General features: G+C 42.3%; 15 protein-coding genes. 14 read left to right on the top strand and 1 reads right to left on the bottom strand.

What is annotated here, in order from left to right:
* Window positions 1-90: 90 nt before the first annotated feature.
* Window positions 91-1,656, bottom strand: a complete 1,566-nt coding sequence (locus tag NQ503_RS10640; RefSeq protein WP_416795041.1) for a glycosyltransferase family 2 protein — start codon at window positions 1,654-1,656, stop codon at window positions 91-93.
* A 208-nt stretch (window positions 1,657-1,864) separates the two neighbouring features.
* Here NQ503_RS10640 and NQ503_RS10635 point away from each other — a divergent pair, with 208 nt between their 5' ends.
* From NQ503_RS10635 to NQ503_RS10570, 14 genes are all read left to right on the top strand, one after another.
* Window positions 1,865-2,578: a glycosyltransferase family A protein gene (locus NQ503_RS10635; RefSeq protein WP_022389364.1), complete on the top strand. Its 714-nt coding sequence runs from the start codon at window positions 1,865-1,867 to the stop codon at window positions 2,576-2,578.
* A gap of 23 nt (window positions 2,579-2,601) precedes the next feature.
* Window positions 2,602-3,744, top strand: coding sequence for a glycosyltransferase family 2 protein (locus NQ503_RS10630; RefSeq protein ID WP_044924834.1), 1,143 nt, complete (start codon window positions 2,602-2,604; stop codon window positions 3,742-3,744).
* A 16-nt stretch (window positions 3,745-3,760) separates the two neighbouring features.
* Entirely contained in the window at window positions 3,761-4,750 is a 990-nt protein-coding gene (locus NQ503_RS10625; protein WP_005422288.1) for a glycosyltransferase family 2 protein, read from the top strand.
* A gap of 130 nt (window positions 4,751-4,880) precedes the next feature.
* On the top strand, window positions 4,881-6,323 hold the full coding sequence (locus tag NQ503_RS10620) for a L,D-transpeptidase family protein (protein ID WP_005422289.1): 1,443 nt from the start codon (window positions 4,881-4,883) through the stop codon (window positions 6,321-6,323).
* 173 nt (window positions 6,324-6,496) lie between these two features.
* A complete protein-coding gene (gene cbiD / locus NQ503_RS10615; protein WP_044924837.1) occupies window positions 6,497-7,660 on the top strand; it encodes a cobalt-precorrin-5B (C(1))-methyltransferase CbiD in 1,164 nt (387 codons plus the stop codon).
* Between the two features lie 39 nt (window positions 7,661-7,699).
* Window positions 7,700-8,458, top strand: coding sequence for a precorrin-4 C(11)-methyltransferase (gene cobM, locus NQ503_RS10610; protein ID WP_005422295.1), 759 nt, complete (start codon window positions 7,700-7,702; stop codon window positions 8,456-8,458).
* A 42-nt stretch (window positions 8,459-8,500) separates the two neighbouring features.
* Entirely contained in the window at window positions 8,501-9,544 is a 1,044-nt protein-coding gene (locus NQ503_RS10605; RefSeq protein ID WP_044924841.1) for a cobalt-precorrin 5A hydrolase, read from the top strand.
* Entirely contained in the window at window positions 9,537-10,268 is a 732-nt protein-coding gene (gene cobJ / locus NQ503_RS10600) for a precorrin-3B C(17)-methyltransferase (protein WP_044924844.1), read from the top strand. The genes NQ503_RS10605 and cobJ overlap by 8 nt, the downstream gene beginning before the upstream one ends.
* Complete coding sequence (locus NQ503_RS10595; RefSeq protein ID WP_005422298.1) at window positions 10,261-12,255, top strand: bifunctional cobalt-precorrin-7 (C(5))-methyltransferase/cobalt-precorrin-6B (C(15))-methyltransferase; 1,995 nt, start codon at window positions 10,261-10,263, stop codon at window positions 12,253-12,255. The genes cobJ and NQ503_RS10595 overlap by 8 nt, the downstream gene beginning before the upstream one ends.
* A complete protein-coding gene (locus tag NQ503_RS10590) occupies window positions 12,252-13,625 on the top strand; it encodes a cobyrinic acid a,c-diamide synthase CobB (RefSeq protein WP_005422299.1) in 1,374 nt (457 codons plus the stop codon). Before NQ503_RS10595 ends, NQ503_RS10590 begins: the two co-directional genes overlap by 4 nt.
* Window positions 13,622-14,596: an adenosylcobinamide-phosphate synthase CbiB gene (gene cbiB, locus NQ503_RS10585; protein ID WP_330368350.1), complete on the top strand. Its 975-nt coding sequence runs from the start codon at window positions 13,622-13,624 to the stop codon at window positions 14,594-14,596. The genes NQ503_RS10590 and cbiB overlap by 4 nt, the downstream gene beginning before the upstream one ends.
* Before the next feature lie 24 nt (window positions 14,597-14,620).
* On the top strand, window positions 14,621-15,709 hold the full coding sequence (gene cobD, locus NQ503_RS10580) for a threonine-phosphate decarboxylase CobD (protein WP_055055179.1): 1,089 nt from the start codon (window positions 14,621-14,623) through the stop codon (window positions 15,707-15,709).
* A gap of 23 nt (window positions 15,710-15,732) precedes the next feature.
* Window positions 15,733-17,286 carry a cobyric acid synthase gene (locus NQ503_RS10575; protein ID WP_005422302.1) on the top strand — a complete coding sequence of 518 codons (1,554 nt, stop codon included), beginning with the start codon at window positions 15,733-15,735 and terminating at the stop codon, window positions 17,284-17,286.
* A complete protein-coding gene (locus tag NQ503_RS10570) occupies window positions 17,283-17,924 on the top strand; it encodes a precorrin-8X methylmutase (RefSeq protein WP_005422303.1) in 642 nt (213 codons plus the stop codon). Before NQ503_RS10575 ends, NQ503_RS10570 begins: the two co-directional genes overlap by 4 nt.
* The last annotated feature ends 17 nt before the right edge of the window (window positions 17,925-17,941 follow it).

The raw sequence follows: 17,941 nt of genomic DNA, 5'->3' as shown, positions 1-17,941 counted from the left end.
TAAATTAATTCTGTTTAATTGAATGCTACCATATTGGCAAAAAGATTGCAATACAAAGAAAACAGGAAAATAAGAAAAATATTTTGAATGTTATTTTAAATAACAAATCTTCCGAATCCTTCGAAGCACAGAATGTGTATGATTTTTCAGTTTTGATACTGGAGTGGCTTCTTCAAATGTAAGCATCTGCGAAGAAAGTGTAGCATAATAGGATTTTTTGTTCAGAAGAAGCTTTTGCTGTCCATATGCAAGAGGAAATTCCGACATACGGTGTAAACTGTGATAACAGATCGTATGCCCATCGCAATCCCAGCAAAATTCGATATGTGTAATACCAGAAAACATTTCGTATGGAATGACTGCTGTAAATTTCAGAAATACAGCAAGTTTCTGTCCATTAAAACGAAAAACGTGTTCCGGATCTTCGCGGAAACAGCATTTTACCATATGTGTAGTATGACCGGTTGTGATTCGAAGAAACAGATTGGCTGGATATGGAAAACGCAGATAGATCTTAGCTGCACCCTCCAGCAGGATATCATGTTTCATAAGTTCCATGGAAGTCAGACGAAGCTGATAAGATGAAGCGTGACCGGTACTCAGATCGGGATATTGAAACCAGGCATCTTCGCTCTTGTCGTCAAACTGCAAAGTTCCGGAATCTGGTGCTTTTTTTATGCTCATGATATAGTCCTTCAGTTCCATGGATAGATTTTTTTGCTCAAGAATGATGTGGTCGTCAATCTGAAAAACAGCATCGAACAGCATTTTCAAAAAAATAGTTTTTTCATGAGGCGTCAATACGGTTTCTGGAATTTCATCAACTTTGAAGCGTCCCTGCAGATCGTACATGACATTGTACTGTACATAATCCGGAATGGCTCCGAAACGGGATTTCGCCTCATCCAATGCCCAGAATATGTAGTTCTTGAGGCAGTCAATGTACCATTCTCTGTGCGATTTGGAACCGTTCAGGGCAGAATTCATGGATGTACGGGCACGATACAGGTAGCGCCCCTGTGGGACAATGCCATATTGGGGATTCTCTAAAAGTAGTTCCATGATCGCCTTGGAATCTTCTGCATAACGAAGAGAGGTATCGAATGTATGATCGTTCAGAGCTTCTCTTTTGAAAAAAGCAGATGCTGATGACATCTGTACATAAGAATAATGCGTGGTCAGATCAATGACCTGCGCTTTGTCGGAAGCATATTTGTAATTCAGGCGATGTGGTTCGTTTTTTTGTTCGAAGTAAAAAATAGGAACAGAAACAAGATCCACCTCTTTATCATGCTCAATAAAAAAGTCATAGACGGAAGAAAGTGTATCAGGAGTCAGTTTATCGTCAGAATCCATGAAATTAACGTATCTTCCACGGGCCACAGCGATACCTGCATTTCGTGCGCTGGCAACGCCACCGTTGGGTTTGTGTATTACGACGATGTTTTCCGGATATTTATGCTGATATTCATCGCAGATAGCTCCGGAAGCATCGGTGGATCCGTCATCGACAAGAATAAGCTCCACGGATTCGAGAAAACCTATATCCTGTGAAAGGATACTGTCAATTGCCTCGGAAAGGTAAGGCGCTACATTATAGACAGCTGTTACAATGGAAAATTTAAAAAGGTAATTGGTATTTGTCGGTTTCAACACAATCTTCTCCTTCATTTCATAATAAAATTATCCTATCACAAAATTGCTGTCCGGTGTAAAAATTATGGGTTTGTGACAGAAAATTAATATTTGGGGCAGTTATTCGACAGAGGACTGAAAAAATATCATGGAAAATGATTGCAATTAAATAGTAAACAAAGTATGCTATAAATATTGAAAAAACGAAATGGTGTATGAGATTAGGATTATGAAAAAAATTACGGTAATTATTTCTGCAGGTGATACAGATAAATATATGGAAGAAACGCTGGATTCACTTTCAGCGCAGTCAATCGTAAATGATATCGAGATAATCGATCAGACAAAGCCCGGCCAGATAACACGCGGGGACGAAGTATTAAATAAAGCAGAGGGGAAATATCTGTATTTTATGAATAGTGGGGATTTGCTCACTTCATTTGCTTTGGAAGAGTTGTGGAATATATGTGAGACGAAACATCTGGATATTCTGCTGTTTTCCGGGGCAGTTTTTTATGAAAATACAAAACTCGCGAAACGATATAAAAATCTTTCAGATGAATTTTACAGATGCGGCTCTTACGCGCAGGTAATAACAGGGAAAGAAATGCGAAATCAGCTGAAAAAGAATAAGGATATATTACCGCCCGTATCCATGCAGATTTTGAAAAAAGATTTACTTATCGGGGAAAAAACGGACTTTCATAATAGAATAGATACAGATAGATGCTTTGTAAAACGTATTCTGTTGAAGGCTGAAAGAGTTTTTTGCGTAAATGATATTTATCTTTATAAGAGAATAACAGAACCATCCGGTGTGGGCAAAATGCTGCAGGTATTAACGACACCGGGGTATTTGGTGAAAAAGATATTCAGGTATATGAGAAAAAACGGAATAAAATGTACAGGCATAGCAATCATTCGAAAGCTTCGTGCAAGATAATGACAGATCAGGAGGAATGGAAGATGGCAAAAGTATCCATACTAATGCCGGCATGCAATGTTGAAAAATTTTTAAAAGAATGCATGGACAGTGTAGTAAATCAGACTTTAAAGGACATAGAGATTATTTGCATAGATGATGGATCCAGAGATTCAACAGGGAATATTCTGGATGAATATGCGCAGAAAGACAATCGTATCAAAGTGATCCATAAAGCGAATTCGGGGTACGGACATAGTATGAATGTTGGACTTCAAAATGCGACAGGAGAATATATAGGCATTATTGAAACGGATGATTTTGCAGATCTTAATATGTTTGATGAATTATATAAAGCAGCAAAAGAAAATCATGCAGATGTTGTGAAATCAAACTATTATTCTTATGTATCGCAGCCGGAACCTCAGAGCACATATTATGAAGTGCTAAAAGAATATGATCTGTATGATAGGGTGTTCAGACCGGTGGAACATCCGGAAATCTTTCGTGTGAGACCATGTATCTGGAGCGGGATTTATCGGAGAGAATGGCTGTTGGAAAATCATGTATCTTTTGCGGAAACACCGGGTGCTTCCTATCAGGATACAGGGTTTGCGTTTAAAGTATGGGCAAGTGCGGAAAGAGCATTGCTGGTTCGTGATGCCTACCTTCATTATCGCACAGATAATGCAAATTCATCGGTAAAAGCGGCTGCCAAAATATATTGTATCTGTGATGAATTTAAATCTATTGAAGAATTTCTTGAAAAACGACCGGAGCTAAAAGAAGAACTGGAGAAACCGGTTATATCTTTGAAATATATATCTTATCGGTGGAATCTGTTCAGACTTACAATGGAATTCAAATATGCTTTTTTGGAGAGGATGCATAAAGAACTTTCAGAGGCGAAGAACAGGGGACTTTTTGACAAAAAATATTTTACGGAAAAAGAATGGACAGATATCAATCGATTAGTAGATGATATGGATGCTTTTTTTGATGAAACATTTCGAAAAGAACTACTCAGGTTTGGAAACGAAGCAGAACTGGCGAAGGCATTGAAAAAAAGCGAAAACAAGGTGACAAAGCTTCAGAAAAAAATAGATGACATGGAAAATTCTTCATCTTTAAAAATTGGAAGAGCAATTACCTTTGTTCCGCGAAAGCTGAAAAAAATGTTGCATTAATCAAAGGGGAATAGATATGAGTAATGATATACCTGCGGTTTCGGTGATAATTCCGGTATACAATGCGGCAGAATTCTTAAAAGACGGATTAAACAGCCTGCTGAAGCAGACTCTGAGAGAGATTGAAATTATCTGTGTGGATGATGGGTCAACAGATGGATCACTGGTAATTCTGAAAGAATTCGAAAAAGCAGATGCCAGGATCAGAGTCATTCATCAGGAAAATCAGGGAGCAGGAGCAGCCAGAAATAATGGAATGGATGTTGCAAGAGGAAAATACCTGGCTTTTCTGGATGCAGATGATTTCTTTGAGAAAAATATGCTGAAAGCCGCATATGACAGAGCGGAAGAAACAGAGGCAGAAGTATGTGTGTTTAATGCAGACCTCTATGATCATACAGAGAAAGTATACAAAAAATGCACATGGGCATTTCGGAAGCAGTATTTTCCGGAAAAAGAGCCGTTTGCAGCAACTGATGAAAATGTAAGAAATAATATTTTTAGAATGTTTAATGGCTGGCCATGGGATAAATTATACCAGAGGGAGTATGTCAGGAGATTGGGAATCAAGTATCAGAATCTTCGAACAACAAATGATATGCTCTTTGTTTTTATTGCGCTTGCCTGTGCTTCCAGAATTTCTACAGTAGATGAGGTCTTGATCCATCAGAGAGTCAATGTCAGAACATCTCTGTCGCGTACAAGAGAGAAATCATGGGATTGTTTCTATATTGCGCTTTTGGCTATGCAAAAGGAGCTAAAAGACAGAGGTTTATACGATACCTTAGAAAGGGCATTTGTTAATTGGGCGCTTAATTTTTCACTGTGGCAGTTAAATACAATGACAGGAAGTGCATATGAAAAGACATACAGACTGCTCAAAAGAAAGGGTTTTGACTGCCTTGATATCAGCCGTCATAACAGAAGATATTTTTACAGTAACAAAGAATATGATAAATTCCTGAAAATCTATACAACACCTTATGAGAAGAGTTCTGGTTATTAAAAGGTAAAATAATTTATTTCCAGAGATAAACAGAAATCTCAGATTACAGAAGTCCATTTTTCTTTGTAATATAATAAGAATCAGAATATGTGCATAAATTGACAATACAGCAGATAAGAGGAAAGAGATTATGGCAGACAAATTTAAGCTCAGCAGAAAAGTAAAGAAAATCATATTGGGCGCATGTATCGGAGGTGTGGTTGTTCTTACGGCGGGGCTTTTTACTTACATACATATTGCAGATACCAATACACTTGGAAGAAAAATATCTATTTACGGGATGGATGTTTCCACGCTGACGGCAGATAAGGCAGAACAGAAGCTTCTGGATGCTTTTCGCAGCCGTAAGGTACAGTTCAAAGAAGGTGGCTCGGATGTCTATCAGACAACGGTGAGTGAACTTGGATATGATCTGGATGAGTCAGCACTTAAAAGTGAGCTTACAGAATTGCAGACAACGCGGGAAGCAAACAGAAAGATCTTTGCCACGCAGGAAGATTACAAGATCGCATATCAGATCCAGAAGGATGAAGAACAGGAAAAGAAAGCTCTTGCGTCTTCTAATTTTGGAGGTAAAGAGCGTACGGCATCCGTGGATGCAGCGGTTCAGTATGACGAACAGCAGAAGCAGTTTGTTCTGGTCAATGATGTGCAGGGAAATAAAATTGATGAGACCAGACTTCAAAGCTATGTAGATCAGATGCTGGATGATAATTTTCGGCTGAAGCTTCTTGGTGGGGATATTCAGATCACATTGGATACAAATGTTTATCAGCAGCCGTCTGTAACGGTTTCTGATGAAATGCAGAATAAAGTTACAGGACTGAATGATCAGTTGAATAAATATCGCAGTACTACAGTTACATATACATTGGGAAGTACGACGGAAGTAATTGATGCAGGAACAATCGAGACATGGCTGCAGATTACAGATGACAGCCTGAATATTGATCAGGAAGCAGTGAAGTCTTATGTACAGAATCTTGCAGCGAAGTATAATACCATCTATGTTCCACGTACATTCCACACATCCTATGGAAATGATGTCACGGTATCCGATAATGAATATGGATTTCAGATTGATCAGGATGGAGAAGTGCAGCAGTTGCTGACAGATCTTGCGAGTGGTACTGCAGTTACACGAGATCCGGTATACAGCATCAGTGGCATGCAGCGTAACGGTGCAGATGATCTGAACGGAAGCTATATAGAAGTAAGTCTGGATAACCAGCATCTGTGGCTGTACAAAGATGGAGCACTTGTGACAGAAACAGATATCGTCAGTGGAGCACCAAAAGCCGGCAGGGAGACATACAGAGGAGCATGGCCGATTGCCTACAAGGCAAGTCCATATAACCTGAGCAGTCAGGAATATGGATACAACGTAAAAGTAAATTACTGGATGCCATTTGTATATGGGCAGGGGCTTCATGATGCATCCTGGCAGTCTTCTTTCGGAGGAAACCGATATAAAAGTGGCGCCGGAAGTCATGGCTGTATCAACCTTCCGACAGATCAGGCAGCACTGATCTATAATACGATTGACGGAGGATATCCGATCATTATTTATTAAAAAGATACATAAAATGCAAAAGACCAGTCCGAAAGTGGGCTGGTTTTTTTGTGCAGAAATATTTTAAAAGGTATTCCGGATAAATGAGGAATGTAAGATTAATTAAAGGGTGTTTCATTGACATTTTTTTGGCAAAATAATATAATAAAATGACATATGTGAAGGAGGAAGTTATGGCACATAAAACAGGACTGGAAGATTATTATGTAATTAAAAATCAAAAGAAACTTCATTTCGGCTATACGACCGGATCCTGTGCAGCGGGAGCTGCAAAAGGTGCCACGGAAATGCTTCTCGGAGGTCAGAAACAGAACGAGACAGATCTTATGACACCAAAGGGAATTCTTCTCCATCTGGAATTGCATGACGTCTGTATGGAAAAAGATACAGTGATCTGCGCAGTACGTAAAGATGCGGGGGATGATCCGGATACGACGAATGGAATTCTGGTCTATGCCAGAGTGGAAAAATGTCCGAAATCCTCTGAGATTACGGTCGATGGAGGGAAAGGTGTCGGAAGAGTGACGCGTCCGGGACTTTCACAGAAAGTGGGAGAAGCAGCAATCAATCCTGTACCAAAGGCCATGATCCTGAAAGCAGTGGAGGATGCAGCAGATCGATACCACTATGAGGGTGGCCTGAAAGTAACGATTTCTGTTCCAGAAGGTGAAAAGATCGCGAAAAAGACTTTTAATCCCCGTCTGGGAATCCAGGGTGGCATCTCTATTCTTGGAACGTCCGGTATCGTAGAACCTATGAGTGAGAAAGCCTTGATTCAGAGTATTCAGGTAGAAATGAAACAGCATTTTTCACAGGGGGAACAGTATCTGATCGTGACTCCGGGAAATTATGGGGCAGATTACCTTCGGGAGCATATGGATCTTCCTTTTGAAAAAAACATCAAGTGCAGTAATTATGTAGGTGAAACCATTGATATGGCAGTGAACATGGGAGTAAAGGGGATTCTTTTTATTTCGCATATTGGCAAATTTGTCAAAGTTGCTGCCGGAATCATGAATACACATTCACACAGCGCAGACGGACGTATGGAGGTTCTGTGTGCGGCAGCAATACGCTCCGGAGCAGATCTGGAATGTGCCAGAGAGATTCTGGCATGCAACACGACGGATGAGGCCCTGCATGTGCTTGATCGTTATCATATTTTACAGAAAGCGATGGAGGATGTGACCCGACATATCCAGTTTTATCTGGATCATCGTTCTTATCAGCAGATCCTTCTGGGTGCAGTGATCTTTTCCAATGAATTTGGATATCTTGGCCAGACAGAGCATGCAGAAGAACTGATCCGTAAAATAAATTCAGCTGAGAGTAAATGACAAATTAAACAATTATATATAAAAAAGGAGAATAAAAACATGGTACATTTTGTTGGAGCAGGACCGGGATCACCGGATCTTATCACAGTCAGAGGTAAACAGTATCTGGAGGAGGCAGATGTGATCATCTATGCAGGTTCGCTGGTAAATCCGCAGCTGCTGGAATACAGCAAGGATGTTTGTACGATTCATAACAGTGCGAAGATGACACTGGAAGAAGTCATCTCCGTTATGGAGAGAGCAGAAGCAGAAGGGAAGATGACTGTGCGTCTTCATACAGGTGATCCTTGTATTTACGGTGCAATCCGTGAGCAGATGGATATTCTGGATGAGAAGGGCATTATGTATGACTATTGTCCTGGTGTCAGTGCGTTCTGCGGTGCGGCAAGTGCCCTGAATCTGGAATATACTCTGCCGGATATCTCACAGAGTGTGATCATCACAAGAATGGAAGGCCGTACACCGGTTCCATCCAAAGAAAGCATTCAGTCATTTGCAGCTCATCAGGCAACGATGGTCGTTTTCTTAAGCACCGGTATGCTGGAAGAACTCAGCCGCAGACTGATCGAAGGCGGATATACAGCTGATACGCCGGCGGCAATTGTATACAAGGCAACCTGGCCGGATGAGAAGAAATTTGTCTGCACAGTAGGCACGCTTGCACAGACTGCTGCAGAAAACAATATCACAAAGACTGCACTGATGATCATCGGGGATTCTGTAAAAGCAGCTCACTATGATCGCTCAAAACTGTATGATCCGGGATTCACTACCGAATTCCGTGAAGCAACAGAGTGAGAACGCGCAGTAAATAATCCGATCTAAATGGAGAATTAAATAATGCGTATTTCAATCATTTGTTTCAGTCTTACAGGATATATGACTGCGGAAGACCTGCAAAAAGACCTTCAGGGCAAAGGTTATACGGCAGAAATTTATAAGAAAAGTAAATATCTCGATGATTCGATTGCGGAAAGTACAGGAATCTGGGCAGGCCGCCATTTTGAGACAGATGATGCGATTATTTTTGTCGGAGCCTGTGGAATCGCGGTGCGCAGCATTGCACCTTACGTAGCAAGTAAGAAGTCTGATCCGGCGGTACTGGTGATCGATGAATGTGGAAAGTTTGTGATATCTCTGTTATCAGGACATCTTGGCGGTGCGAATGAACTGACTCTGGAAGTTGCGGAGCTTCTGGGTGCAGTTCCAGTCGTAACGACAGCGACAGATCTTCATCATCGCTTTGCAGTGGATGTCTTTGCAAAAAAGAATTGCTGTGGAATTCAGAATATGAAAGCGGCAAAGGAGGTTTCGGCAGCCTTGCTTGCGGGAGAACCTGTCGGATTTTACAGTGAATTTCCATGGACAGGAAAGTTGCCGGAAGGCCTGGAAGAGTCTTCGGAAGACACGCAGGATAAACCGGAGATTGGAATTGCAGTAACCATTCATCCAACCTGTAAGCCGTTTACATCCACGGTGCAGATCATTCCCAGGGTGGTGACACTGGGAATGGGCTGCCGCAGGAATAAAGAAGCAGATGTAATTGAAAAAGAAGCTAGTGTCTGTCTGGCGGACGCGGATATATACAGCCAGGCAGTAGAGAAGCTGACAAGCATTTCCATCAAAAAAGACGAAGTGGGGCTTCAAAAACTTGCAGAAGACTGGAGAATCCCGTTTATCACATTTGAGGAAGAAGAGCTGAGTCATGCAGAGGGGGAATTTACCCCTTCCGAATTTGTAAAAAAGATCACAGGCGTGAATAATGTCTGTGAGCGAAGTGCAGTCCTGGGTGCGGAGCAGGGCCGCCTGATCAAAAATAAGACAGGGAGAAATGGCGTGACAACCGCGCTTGCACTCCGGAACTGGGAGGTTCATTTTGAATAAAATATATGTAGTTGGAATCGGACCGGGAGGCTGTGATCAGATGACCGGTATTGCAATGAATGCTTTGAAAGACAGTGATACGATCATTGGATATACGGTATATGTGGATCTTGTCAAAGATACATTTCCAGATAAAGAATATCTGACCACACCAATGAAAAAAGAAGTGGACAGATGTGTGCTGGCTTTTGAAGAGGCTATGAAAGGCAAAAGGGTTTCCATGATCTGCAGTGGTGATGCCGGAGTCTATGGTATGGCCGGACTGATGTATGAAGTAGGAGAAAAATATCCGGAAGTAGAACTGGAGATCGTTCCGGGAGTAACAGCCGCACTTGGCGGAGCGGCAGTCCTTGGTGCACCGCTGATCCATGATTTCTGCCTGATCAGCTTAAGTGACCTTCTGACTCCATGGGAAAAGATTGAAGCAAGACTTCTTGGTGCATCTCAGGCGGATTTTGTAATCTGTCTCTATAACCCCTCCAGTAAAAAACGCCATGATTATTTACAGAAAGCCTGCGATCTGATGATGCAGTACAAATCTCCGGAAACAGTTTGCGGAACAGTATGCAATATCGGAAGAGAAGGGGAAGAATATCAGGTTATGACATTGAAAGAACTTCGAGATAGACAGGTTGATATGTTCACCACAGTATTTATCGGAAATTCCCAGACAAAAGAAATAAATGGCAAAATGGTAACTCCAAGAGGATATCGGAATGTATAAAGCAATTGTTTTTGCTGGTACTACAGAAGGCTATGAAATCAGCCGGTTTCTGAGTGAAAATAAAGTATCTGTACTTGCCTGTGTCGCGACGGAATATGGATCCAGATCTCTTGAAGAAAATGAATTTTTATCGATTCGTGCAGAACGCCTTGACAAAGAACAGATGCAGGAGCTTTTTGCAGCAGAAAGACCGGAACTGGTTTTGGATGCAACACATCCATATGCGGCAGAAGTGACAGTAAATATCCGTGAGGCCTGTGAAAACACAGCCGTTTCTTATGTGAGAGTCCTTCGTGAAGGAGGCGTTCACAAAGATGCAGTTTATGTAGAAAATACAGAGGCAGCAGTAGATTATCTGAAACATGTATCGGGAAATGTTCTGCTTACGACGGGCAGTAAGGAACTTTCTGCTTATACAGAAATTCCGGGTTATCAGGAAAGAATGTTTGCAAGAGTCCTTTCCATTCAGAATGTGATCGAAACCTGTCGCATGCTGGGATTCGAGGGCAAAAATCTGATTGCCATGCAGGGCCCTTTTTCGAAAGAATTGAATGCTGCCATGCTGCGTCAGTATGACTGCAGATATCTGGTAACAAAAGATTCCGGAAAAGCAGGCGGATTTGAAGAAAAGATTCAGGCTGCCACAGAATGTGGCGCAATTCCTGTGATCATTGGCCGTCCGGTGCAGGAAAAGGGAATTTCTGTAAAAGAATGCAAACGTATGCTGCCAGAGAAATTTGGATTCCAGCCGACACCACATGTAGTTCTCCTGGGAATTGGAATGGGAAGCAAGGAAACATTGACGATTCAGGGCAATGAGGCAGTGGAACAGGCGGATCTGATCATAGGCGCCAAAAGGATGGCAGATGCAGTGGCGCTTCCGGGACAGGATGTCTTTTATGAATACAGAAGTGCTGAGATTGCAGAGTATATTAAGAAACATCCGGAATATGAAAAAGTTGTGATCGCACTATCCGGTGATGTCGGTTTTTACAGTGGGGCAAAAGGACTTTTGAAAGCTTTGGACGGAAATGCCGAAATCATCTGCGGTATATCCTCTGTTGTTTATTTTATGTCAAAAATTGGTCTTTCATGGGATGATGCAAAGATTGTCAGTGCACATGGAAGAGTATGCAATCTGGTATCCCTGATTCGAACAAATCAGAAGGTTTTTGCAATTCTTGGCACTTCAGATGGAACCGCACATCTTGCACAGAAACTGACGGATTATGGAATGGGTGAAGTGCAGCTTTATGTCGGGGAGAATCTGTCTTATGAGGATGAGAAAATATTTGTAAAACAGGCGAGGGAACTTACAGATTACAGAGGAGATGCCTTGAGTGTGATTTGTGCCTGGAATCCGGATGCAAAAACAGCATTGACCACACATGGACTTCCAGATGATGCATTTACCCGTGGAAAAGTACCGATGACCAAGACAGAGGTACGAACAGTTTCGCTGGCAAAGTTATGTCTTAAAGAGGATTCGGTCTGCTATGATATCGGGGCCGGAACTGGTTCTGTATCTGTGGAGATGGGACTTCGTGCAAGTCAGGGAAGCGTATATTCCATTGAGAAAAAAGAGGATGCACTTGTGCTTCTCGAGGAAAATAAAAAGAAATTTGCGCTAGATCATATGAGGATCATAGCAGGAACGGCCCCTGAAGCAATGGAAGAACTTCCGGCTCCTACCCATGCTTTTATTGGTGGATCTTCCGGAAATATGAAAGAAATTGTGGAACTTCTTCTTGAAAAAAATCCACAGGTTCGTATGGTCATAAATTGTATTACACTTGAAACGGTCGGAGAAACTTTGGCCTGCATAAAGGAAATGCAGACAGAACGCAGCGAGTGGAAGTGGGAGAGTGAAGTTGTGCAGCTTGGTGTGTCCAGATCCAAAGAAATCGGTAGATATCATATGATGATGGGAGAAAATCCTATTTATATTATTACCATACAGGCGCATAAAAAGGAGAATTTTGTATGAAAGCGGCAAGAATTCTCCTGGCAGCAGGAGCCAGTGGAAGCGGAAAAACGCTGATCACATGTGGACTTTTGCAGGCACTGGTGAATCGTGGCCTGAAAACAGCATCTTTTAAATGTGGGCCGGACTATATTGATCCGATGTTCCATAGTCGTGTCATAGGCGCAAAATCAAGAAATCTGGATACCTTTTTTACAGACAGTGAAACTACAAAATATCTCTTCTGTGAAAATGCGGTGGACTGTGATATTTCTGTTATGGAAGGAGTAATGGGATTTTATGACGGTGTTGCAGGGACAACAACGAAAGCAAGTGCTTACGATCTGGCGTCTGTTACAGATACGCCTGTGATTCTGATCGTAAACAGCAGAGGTATGAGTGTTTCTCTTGCAGCATATGTGAAAGGCTTTATGGAATACAGGAAGGACAGTCATATACAGGGTGTGATCTTTAATCAGATGTCACCAATGCTCTATCCAAGAATGAAAGAACTTCTGGAGAAAGAACTGAATATAAAAGTTCTTGGATATGTTCCCAAAATGGATGATTGTGTGATCGAGAGCCGGCATCTGGGGTTAGTGCTTCCGGATGAGATCCCTGAGTTAAAAGAAAACCTTCACCGACTGGCTAAGGTTCTGGAAAAAACTCTGGATATTGATGCAATCCTGCAGCTTGCAGAAAGTGCACGAGAATTATCTGCGAAAGAACCTCGGATAGATTTCTGTCTGAAACATCCCCTTCGGATTGGTGTGGCGGACGATGAAGCATTTTGCTTTTTCTATGAAGATAATTTCCGGCTTTTGCGAAAGATGGGGGCAGAGCTTGTACACTTTTCTCCGATCAGAGATAAGAAATTACCGGCTGGACTGGATGGATTGCTTTTATATGGAGGTTATCCGGAATTAAATGGAAAAGAACTGGAAAAAAATACATCTATGAGAGAAGAAATACAAAAAGCACTTAGCGGTGGTATGCCATGTATGGCAGAATGCGGAGGCTTTATGTATCTTCATGAAGAAATGGAAGCAATGGATAAAAAATTTTACCACATGGCAGGCGTGCTTCCGGGCAGGGCATATCGTACACCACGTCTGAATCGCTTTGGCTATGTGACATTAATACAGAATCATTCAGTTTTGGGATGTGAGACATTAGGAGAGATCCCTGCTCATGAATTTCATTATTTTGATTCTGAAAACTGCGGGAAAGCATTTCATGCAGCAAAACCGGAAAGTATGAGAAACTGGGAGTGTATTCATGGCACAGAAACTATGCTGGCTGGATTTCCACATCTTTATTATTATGGAAATCCAAAAGTTGCAGAGGCTTTTCTTAAAGAATGCATGAAATACCACAGCAGACGGGGAGAGTGACAGAGTTGATATATACATACCATACAATTGCCCTGGCAGCAGGGTTTATCTTAGATTTGATATTTGGAGATCCCAGATGGTTGTACCATCCGGTGTGCCTGATCGGGAAGCTGATCTCCAGTTTTGAGAAGGGAATCAGAAAAGTATTTCCCAAAACAGAAAAAGGTGAACTGGCTGGAGGACTGGTTGAAGTAATACTGATCTGTGTCATTACATTACTGGTTCCGGCATTTGTTTTGTATTTTCTGTATATTCATCTTCCGGCCTTGGGTGTGCTTTTGGAAACCTTTTGGTGCTATCAGCTGCTTGCTACCAGATCATTGCGTGATGAGAGCATGAAGGTTTATGATGCACTCAAAAAGGGAACAATTGAGGATGCACGTCATGCGGTTTCTATGATCGTGGGACGTGATACGGCGGAGCTGACGGAAGAGGGTGTGACCAAAGCAGCGGTGGAGACTGTGGCAGAAAATACTTCTGATGGTGTGATCGCACCGATGATCTATATGGCAATCGGTGGTGTACCTTTAATGTTTTTGTATAAGGGAATCAATACCATGGATTCCATGCTCGGGTATAAAAATGATAAATATCTGTATTTTGGAAGATGTGCGGCGAAACTGGATGATGCAGCCAATTATCTTCCATCCAGAATTTCCGGCTGGCTGATGGTTGCCGGAGCTTTTGTGATCGGACTTGACAGCAGAAACGCATCCCGTATTTTCAAAAGGGACAGCAGAAATCATGCGAGTCCGAATTCGGCACAGACAGAAGCTGTAATGGCTGGTGCACTGGATGTACAGCTCGCGGGAAATGCATATTATTTTGGAAAATTATATGAGAAACCTACAATTGGAGACGCGATTCGGGAAATAGAGACAGAAGATATTCGTTATGCGAATCGCCTGATGTATGCAACGGCGATTCTGGGCGTGATCATCTGTGTTTTGTTCCGCGTTGTGTTTCTGTAACGGGACACAAAAAGGAGAAAAAGAATGACGAAGCACGTACATGGCGGTAATATCTATACTTATAAGAACTGTCTGGATTTTTCGGCAAACTGTAATCCACTGGGAACGCCGGAAAGTGTAAAGCAGGCGGTACGTGACAGTCTTGAATATATGAAAGATTATCCGCAGGTCGGATATGCACCTTTGAAAAAAGCAATTGCCGAATATGAAGGTGTGGCATCCGAATCTGTGATCTGTGGAAATGGAGCGGCGGAACTGGTATTTTCTCTGTGTCAGGCAGTAAAACCGAAGAAAGCACTGATTCCGGTTCCTACTTTTGCAGAATATGAGCAGGCGCTTACGAGCTGTGGCTGTGAGGTAGAACATGTACTTCTCAGAGAAGAAGAGGGATTCAGTCTGCAGGACAGTTTTATCAACTGGCTGCACAGAGACCTTGATATGGTATTTCTCTGCAATCCGAATAATCCAACGGGAATTTCGATAGATAGAGAATTCCTTTTCCGGGTTTTACGTGTGTGCAGAGAAATGGATATCCTTCTGGTCGTAGATGAATGTTTTCTTGATTTTATGGAGGAACCGGGCAGATACACACTGAAAGCACAGTTATCCAGATATCACAATCTGTTTCTTTTGAAGGCATTTACCAAGCGTTACGCGATGGCGGGAATCCGACTGGGATATGGTATTACTGAGAATACGGAACTTCTTGATGCGATGACGCAGGTGACACAGCCATGGAATATTTCTGTTATGGCACAGGCGGCAGGTATTGCTGCACTGAAAGAAACTGCATATGTGGAAGAGGGGCGACAGATGGTATTCCGGGAAGCAAAATATCTCAAAGAAGAACTGCAGCGTCTTGGCATGGAAGTCTTTCCGTCAGAAGCGAATTATATTTTCTTCCATGGACCGGAAAATTTATTTGAAATATGTGTGGAACAGGGGGTTTTGATCCGTGACTGCAGCAATTACTCTGGTTTGCGAAAAGGATATTACCGTGTGGCCGTCCGAACACACGAGGAAAATCAGGAATTGATCCGTGCAATGCGGGATGGCACCACAAAAGCGGCAGTGGCACATGCAGAGGTACTGAAACAAGAGGAACAGGCATAAGTCTGATACGAAAGGGAACAGATATGGCAAAGACGATCATGATACAGGGAACCATGTCCAATGCAGGAAAGAGTCTTCTTGCTGCCGGACTTTGCAGGATATTTCATCAGGATGGATACCGTGTGGCACCATTCAAATCGCAGAATATGGCACTGAACTCTTTTATAACCAGTGAAGGCCTTGAAATGGGCAGAGCACAGGTTATGCAGGCAGAAGCGGCAGGTATAGAACCATCGGTCCTGATGAATCCGATTCTTCTGAAACCGACAAATGATATTGGCTCTCAGGTCATTGTAAATGGGGAAGTTCTTGGTACCATGAGTGCCAGAGACTATTTTAAATATAAGAAAAAACTGGTGCCTGACATTATGAAGGCATTTCATAAGCTGGCAGAAGAAAATGATATCATTGTGATTGAGGGGGCTGGAAGCCCGGCGGAAATCAATCTGAAGAGCGAAGATATTGTTAATATGGGAATGGCAAAGATGGCGAAAGCGCCGGTGCTTCTTGCCGGTGATATCGATCGTGGCGGTGTGTTTGCACAGCTGTATGGAACGGTGGAACTTCTGGAAGAAGATGAGAGAAAAATGATCAAGGGTCTGATCATCAATAAATTCCGAGGTGACAAATCAATTCTGGATCCGGGTGTGGCAATGCTGGAAGAGAAATGTAAGATTCCGGTCGTTGGTGTTGCACCATATATGAACATTCAGGTAGAAGATGAAGACAGTCTGACAGAACGCTTTGACCGTCACCAGGAAGTTGGAGTGATCGATATGGCGGTTATTCGTGTACCACGTATTTCCAACTTTACAGACTTTAATCCGTTTGAAAGTATTCCGGGGGTTTCGCTGCGTTATGTACAGCATCCGTCAGATTTGAAGCAGCCGGATGTGATCTTTCTTCCGGGAACCAAGAATACGATGGATGATCTGAAATGGCTGCGTGAAAGTGGCATGGAAGCACTGATCCTTAAGGCAGCGGCATCCGGTACACTGATCTTTGGTATCTGTGGCGGCTATCAGATGCTGGGAGAAAATTTAAGTGATCCACATGGTGTGGAAGCAGGCGGTACGATGCGTGGAATTGGTCTTCTTCCGGTAGATACCGTGTTTGCAGAACATAAGACACGTACGCAGGTCTGCGGAAAATTCCTGGAGCTGGATGAAGAGTTTGCACCTCTTAAAAACATAGAATTTACAGGATATGAGATTCATATGGGTGAGAGTACCTGGAAAAATGGGGCTGTAGCAAGTACTTCTACATGTGATACTGTGACAGGGACAGAGAAGACAGAAGGAACATTTTATCACAATGTATGCGGAACTTATGTTCATGGCATTTTTGATAAAGAAGAGGTTGCACTTGGTCTTGTTCGTGCAGTAGGCATAAGAAAAGGTATTGATGTGTCAGAGATGGAAGGCGTGGATTTTGCTGCATTCAAAGAAACACAGTATGATATCCTGGCATCGGAACTTCGGAAACATCTGGATATGAAGAAAATCTATGAGATCCTTGAGCAAGGTGTGGAGGATATTCTGGAAGAAAGTGAAGCAGAAGGAGAAGCAGAGAAATGAAAGTAGAGCTTGAAAATGTAAAACCAATGGAGATTGAAAAAAGAAGTTTTGAGATTATTACAGAGGAACTTGGTAATAAACAGCTGCTTCCCGGAACAGAACTTATTGTCAAACGTTGTATTCATACAAGCGCAGATTTTGATTATGCGGATAACCTCTGTTTTTCGCCGGATGTAGTAGAGCGTGCAATGAAAGCAATCAAAGAGGGCGCCTGTATTGTTACGGATACGCAGATGGCAAAGGCGGGAATCAATAAACGTGCACTGGCCCGTTATGGTGGAGAAGTCTATTGTTTCATGTCCGATGAGGATGTGGCAAAGATTGCAAAAGAGAACGGAACCACAAGGGCGACAGCAAGCATGGACAAAGCTGCTACTCTCGATAAAAAACTGATTTTTGCAATCGGAAACGCGCCGACTGCACTGGTGAGACTCTATGAACTGATCGAAGATGGAAAACTGAATCCGGAACTGATCATTGGAGTTCCGGTTGGATTTGTGAATGTTGTACAATCGAAAGAACTGATCATGGATTCGGGAGCACCTTATATAGTTGCGAGAGGACGTAAAGGCGGAAGTAATATTGCAGCCTGTATCTGTAACGCATTGCTTTATATGATCGATAATCGAAGAGATTAAATACTGACACCTGCCTG

Origin of the sequence: Blautia obeum ATCC 29174 (genome assembly GCF_025147765.1) — a bacterium.
Lineage (GTDB): Bacteria > Bacillota > Clostridia > Lachnospirales > Lachnospiraceae > Blautia_A > Blautia_A obeum.
This window is presented reverse-complemented; position numbering and strand designations above follow the sequence as displayed.

Excerpts from the sequence above, each read along its gene's own strand:
- NQ503_RS10605 (WP_044924841.1), top strand. The coding sequence starts at position 8,501 with ATGCGTATTTCAATCATTTGTTTCAGTCTTACAGGATATATGACTGCG.
- cobD (WP_055055179.1), top strand. The coding sequence starts at position 14,621 with ATGACGAAGCACGTACATGGCGGTAATATCTATACTTATAAGAACTGT.
- cobM (WP_005422295.1), top strand. The coding sequence starts at position 7,700 with ATGGTACATTTTGTTGGAGCAGGACCGGGATCACCGGATCTTATCACA.
- NQ503_RS10595 (WP_005422298.1), top strand. The coding sequence starts at position 10,261 with ATGTATAAAGCAATTGTTTTTGCTGGTACTACAGAAGGCTATGAAATC.
- NQ503_RS10575 (WP_005422302.1), top strand. The coding sequence starts at position 15,733 with ATGGCAAAGACGATCATGATACAGGGAACCATGTCCAATGCAGGAAAG.
- NQ503_RS10620 (WP_005422289.1), top strand. The coding sequence starts at position 4,881 with ATGGCAGACAAATTTAAGCTCAGCAGAAAAGTAAAGAAAATCATATTG.
- NQ503_RS10625 (WP_005422288.1), top strand. The coding sequence starts at position 3,761 with ATGAGTAATGATATACCTGCGGTTTCGGTGATAATTCCGGTATACAAT.
- cbiD (WP_044924837.1), top strand. The coding sequence starts at position 6,497 with ATGGCACATAAAACAGGACTGGAAGATTATTATGTAATTAAAAATCAA.
- NQ503_RS10635 (WP_022389364.1), top strand. The coding sequence starts at position 1,865 with ATGAAAAAAATTACGGTAATTATTTCTGCAGGTGATACAGATAAATAT.
- NQ503_RS10630 (WP_044924834.1), top strand. The coding sequence starts at position 2,602 with ATGGCAAAAGTATCCATACTAATGCCGGCATGCAATGTTGAAAAATTT.
- NQ503_RS10570 (WP_005422303.1), top strand. The coding sequence starts at position 17,283 with ATGAAAGTAGAGCTTGAAAATGTAAAACCAATGGAGATTGAAAAAAGA.
- NQ503_RS10590 (WP_005422299.1), top strand. The coding sequence starts at position 12,252 with ATGAAAGCGGCAAGAATTCTCCTGGCAGCAGGAGCCAGTGGAAGCGGA.